Raw genomic sequence first — 5053 nt, 5'->3', positions numbered from 1 at the left:
GATTTGATCAACAACGCCCTTCCTAGGCTTAACTAAATTTAGCCACCAATAACACATTAATTTCATTTAAACCTTTAAATTTGTAGAGACAACCCTCTTAGAGGGGTACTTTAAATCACAGTATCTAACGGTCTTATATACAACCAAACATCCGAGCTTTCAACTTCCTAATATAAACTATTTATCTATGAACACGAGTCAATATCAAAGAGAAAGGACACTCTTATCTTAAAGACGATCACAATTTAATAACCTTTATTATCGCTGCTTGATATAAGCACCCATAAGTTCAAATACTTTGTCTATAGCATTAACAGCTTGAACCATTACCTTGAGCTTATCTTTCGTGCTCTTTAAAGACTCTGTTGACTCTTTCGCTTGATTAATAAGTCCCTTGATACTTTCTTGCCCTACGGAATGGAGACCAGAGTTCGTCTCTCTGATAGAAATATTGTATGCGTAGATTTTCTCGCATTTAATTAGAAACACATCATCTCCTGACTCCTGCATAACTAAGTCAAGGTAGCTTTGAAGTTCGTTGTACATGCTTTGTGATTCTGTGAGGCTCTCGCTCATTCGTTAGTCCTTTAAGGTATCGCAATCTCAGCATCACGAGCAATGATGCAGACTGATAAAAATCATCAACAACTTGCATTAGTGCCTCCAAATATCGGATGAATAACATTGAACACTGAGCTACAAACAGAGACGCTACATAAGTTCAGTCATTCAGTTTTTGAGAAAGAATTTACGACTTCACATGCCTTTGCATCATTAATATCAATTAGTTACAATATACACCCAGCCAAGGACTACTCCATCATATGAATAGGACATTCTTGCATATCACAAGTGACATAAATTATCCTTCCCTAAAACGACATACAAAATAATAGGCTCTAGAGCGAACCTTGCTTAAACAACACATGCACACCATGAATTTTCCTGTTATTAGTGGCTTTGTTGCGTAATTCAGTGGAACTAAATCCAGAACCTACGATCTGAGCAGCTACATTCACCACCTCTCGTAACGTTATGCCTAAACCTCGTTACAAAACAACCAATTGGAAGCAATAAAACCAATCACTCATTAACCGTGGATCTCTAACCTTTTGGATTTATGAAGAAGCGGTAAGTGAGTGGGCACAAAGCAAACAGAGTAAACACAGGAGGCCACGTCGATTCAGTGATCTAGCTATCACCACAGCGTTCATGGTAAACGAGTGTTTTCTATGCCACTAAGAGCGCAGCAATGATTTATCGACTCGATATTTAGGCTATCCCATGTTTAGTTAAGTTGTCCGCATTACACCTGATCCGCACCGAACCAATGCCCTTAACTTTAATAAGTATTTACACAACAAATGCATTGCGTGTAAATTATTCACTTACACCTAACCCAAACGCCTTTGCTTGCTGCGTCTGGATAGGTCAAGTTCGGGGGAACTTGACCTCCCTGTTATCAATACGGGCTATGCGCTCGGTATTTTTCTAATACCAGCCTTACACTTTCCCATAGCTCTTCGATATATCGATACTCTAGATAAAAGCCACTATCAATAAACTCAGCACCACTTGAAGAAAACCACGGTTGAGTTTCACCTTTCCCACCTACTCCTAATTCAAATTTGGCGCAATACTTTCCGCCAGTTGGGCGAATTTGGAACTTAATGTGATATGTCCAATGGGTTTCTGAATAACAGCGTTAGTAATGGGCTGGCAACCAACCAGAATCGTAGAAGTTCGGTAAACAACTTGCAGGGAGTTGGTATTGTGATAGTGGAAGTGTTGGCATTGCACTTTGAAGTTGGCTAGCCATGTGGTTGAAAGCGCTAATGTAGGCTTCTTTGATGTGTGCAGCTTTAGTGCCTCCTAAAGAAGATAGGGGCTGTTTTGCTTGTCATAAGTATGATCCTTTAACAAAGAAATCCTTACATTTAAGCCATATGTTTAATGCGGCCCAAGATTACGGTCCGTGTTTCTTTGAGGCTTAATTTAGAACCTAAAAGTTGAAACTTCCTAACAAATAGTGATCATTATCTACAATTCCCGCGCTAGGCTGGATCTTGAAAATACGGCTTATCGGCTACAACAAAGGATTTAAAATCAGCGTGTGTAACGCGTGTTTTGTCCAACTTGTTCTTTGCTGTCCATTGAGTGTTATCTCTTAGGTACTTTCTGTTGTATTCAGATTTCGATTTACCAACTAGCCCTAAATGATAATTCATTTCATGATCTTCGCTAAAATTCACGTAATCCCAATCGTTCATCGGAAAAACCTCTTTTAAGTTATGCAACATTCATATATCGGCACCAAGAAAGGTTTTCAAGGGGAACGAAAGAAAGATATGTCGTCCACACGACCATTGTTGGGTAGAATTTGAACTCATTCACATCCTATTTATGTACGTTTGCCCTACTAAAAAGTTATCCATCCTTATCATATTCTTCACGGTGACACCCATGGTGTATCACGGGGGTAAATTCGACCAAACTATCAACTCTTGATCACTCTCTTAGCATAACCAATTAATTCAGGAAATTACTTATGGTAATATCTAATCAGCTCGCTGTGTATGGTAATACTTCGTGATAGAAATCTTAAAAATTACAAGAATGATGGCGCAAGGGAGAACGAACCCGTATCTCTGTGAAGGTGATGATGGAAAACAGTATGTCGTAAAAGGCAGTAGTGCTACTTGTCGAGGCCTTGTAAAAGAATGGATAGTAGCTCATCTAGCGAAAAGCTTTGGCTTACCTATTCCGGATTTTAAAATCGCTTGGGTTGATGATTTACTAGTTGAATACAGCTCTTTTGACTTAGAGGCTGGTTATTGTTTTGCTTCATCATATAAACCTAACATTCAAGAAATAACCTATAATCAAATACAGAAGGTTCCAAAGCAGTTACTTCGTGATCTGTTTGTTTTTGATTATTGGATTCAGAATAATGATAGAAACCTCACTGATAAAGGCGGTAATCCTAACTTTTTCTTGGAGCAAAAGACCAAAGAAACGTGTGTTGTTGATCATAACCTAGCTTTTGCAGATGACTTTAAAATTGATGAACATAAAGAACAACATGTAAGTTCAGGCTCTTGGAATGGCTTAGAGCTAGTCGATAAAGAAGTTTATACAGAAAAATTTCAAAATGCCCTGCAAGATATTGACAATATCATCAGTGAGATACCAGAAGAGTGGTTAGAAATGTATCCAATCGATACTATTCGATCAGAAATTACGTTAGTATTGAAGAAATTCTTAGCTGAACCGTTTTGGGAGGACATATCATGAAAGTAGCTTTACAATTCGCGATTGTTCGCTTTATGCCATTCGCAGAAACATCAGAGTTTGCCAACGTTGGTATACTTGCGTTTGCTCCAAAGACTGGATTTGTAAGCTATAAACTAGCCCCTGCCAGATTTAAAAGAGTATCTGATTTCTTCGATGATCTTGAAGGGCAACTTTACAAGCAAGCTATAGCAAATTTTGAAGATGAATTAAATTACATCCAAAACTTCGCAAAGAATATAAGCGGTAAAGAGCTTGTTGAGTTAATGCACGAAGTTACTCGAACTAGAGAAGGTTTGATGACGTTTGGTGAAACTGGTGCAATGATCACTGATGATTGTCACCTTGCACTTGAACAACTCTTTGGCCGCCATATCGGAAGAGACTTTAAAGATACAAAGGAATACCGAGAGCAACAGATGGTTAAAGCCCTTAGACAAGAGCTGAAAACTTTAACCATTCGGTATAAAGAGCAAAGCCTTGATACTGGTTTCAGTCAATTTAAGATTCCACTAGTAGCTAAAGAAGCAAATATAACTAAAGCGATCAAGCCGTTAGCATTTGACCAAGCGACTCCTTTAGCACTCGTTGACCACGGGGATCGTTGGATATCTCGTGTTAAACACTTACTACAAGCAAACGCTTTGAACGAAGATAACTTCTTATTTACGATAGAAAGACCTCAGAATAAAAAAGAAGAGTTTGTAGCCGCTTTTGATACTGTGCAAAAAGGAATGAAAGAACTAGGTGTAAAAGTTATTCCATATCAGAACAGTAATGAAATATTAAAATTTGCGGAGTTTGATTTAGATTGCTTAGTTAATGATTTCAAATTAGTAACGAATTGATACAAATAATAAAGGCTACTTAACAGTAGCTTTTTTACCTGCGAGTGAATGCTTTTATCATTTCATTCTGGCAATTGCTCTGGCTAGTTTAAGTAGTTTTATTGATGTTTTTAGCTCTAACTCAGATTGAATACTTAATAGTGCAATCCCTGCCAATATTTGTTGTGGCCTCACTACTTGGCCTGTCGGCAGCTCCATACTGTCGCGTATCATTTTGAACTATCCCCACTCTTCATAAATACTTAGTTTCCGACCTTTTGCCATTCTCATAAGCCTTTTGCATTCAGGTGGTATAGGCTTTCCCTCATCCCAACCCGTAACAGTCCTCACAGTTTTGAAGCACAGTTCAGCAACCTCTTCCTTAGTCATTTGGCACTCTAACTCTCGAAAAATGTAATTCTTACTCATTTCGCAATACTTCAATGATAAACCTCTAAATACAAGAGGTTGCACTGATCTTATAAGATATGCACCATTAAACATAATCAGACAAAGTGAGCACTGTACAAAGGCGTATTAATTGGTAATATTTGTCTTATAATAAGTTATTAACGAATCGTTAATGTTAGGATTTTTGAAACTCATTTATGTCAGTGCGACCTGAAGTCGTATGAAGCGTTGTTCACCACGAAGAGTGAACCATCTGTACTACCAGATGCCCCTAGGAACCTGAATAAAGAAGCGGCTCTGACAATGTAACGAAGCTTGGTCGTTAGACTGAGCGGGAACGGAATCGTGAAAGGACGTTCCTCCTGACAACCACAAGTCGGGTGAGTGCTAGGGGTCAATATGATGAAGCAGCGGAAGTGGTTAATACGCTGTAGCCAAAAGGCAACGAGAGTCGGAAAGAGATTGGACATTACTCTTTCGTGGTCATTGTACTCTCCGCACCATTGTGGGCATCTTATGTGGAC

4 protein-coding genes and 2 pseudogenes are annotated in these 5053 nt (G+C 38.7%); 3 read left to right on the top strand and 3 right to left on the bottom strand.

Annotated elements, in window-relative coordinates; all coding sequences use genetic code 11:
• Positions 1 to 258: 258 nt before the first annotated feature.
• Positions 259 to 576: a hypothetical protein gene (locus tag AB4623_RS21960; protein WP_017082565.1), complete on the bottom strand. Its 318-nt coding sequence runs from the start codon at positions 574 to 576 to the stop codon at positions 259 to 261.
• 513 nt (positions 577 to 1089) lie between these two features.
• Between AB4623_RS21960 and AB4623_RS21955 the strand changes: the two are divergent.
• Positions 1090 to 1253 (top strand): annotated as a pseudogene (locus tag AB4623_RS21955) (transposase); the annotation flags it as partial.
• Between the two features lie 801 nt (positions 1254 to 2054).
• Here AB4623_RS21955 and AB4623_RS21950 read toward each other — a convergent pair.
• On the bottom strand, positions 2055 to 2270 hold the full coding sequence (locus AB4623_RS21950) for a hypothetical protein (RefSeq protein WP_017082566.1): 216 nt from the start codon (positions 2268 to 2270) through the stop codon (positions 2055 to 2057).
• 319 nt (positions 2271 to 2589) lie between these two features.
• Here AB4623_RS21950 and AB4623_RS21945 point away from each other — a divergent pair, with 319 nt between their 5' ends.
• The gene (locus AB4623_RS21945) at positions 2590 to 3294 is read left to right on the top strand and encodes a HipA family kinase (RefSeq protein WP_029224410.1); all 705 of its coding nucleotides are present in this window, start codon (positions 2590 to 2592) and stop codon (positions 3292 to 3294) included.
• Positions 3291 to 4139, top strand: a complete 849-nt coding sequence (locus tag AB4623_RS21940) for a DUF3037 domain-containing protein (RefSeq protein WP_017082568.1) — start codon at positions 3291 to 3293, stop codon at positions 4137 to 4139. Before AB4623_RS21945 ends, AB4623_RS21940 begins: the two co-directional genes overlap by 4 nt.
• Positions 4140 to 4196: 57 nt before the next feature.
• Here AB4623_RS21940 and AB4623_RS21935 read toward each other — a convergent pair.
• A pseudogene (locus tag AB4623_RS21935) lies at positions 4197 to 4562 on the bottom strand (regulator).
• Positions 4563 to 5053 lie beyond the last annotated feature (491 nt).

This window comes from Vibrio sp. 10N.222.52.C12 (assembly GCF_041474215.1).
Taxonomy (GTDB): domain Bacteria; phylum Pseudomonadota; class Gammaproteobacteria; order Enterobacterales; family Vibrionaceae; genus Vibrio; species Vibrio crassostreae_C.
The sequence above is the reverse complement of the archived record's forward strand: the minus strand, read 5'-3'. Positions and strand labels throughout refer to the sequence as shown.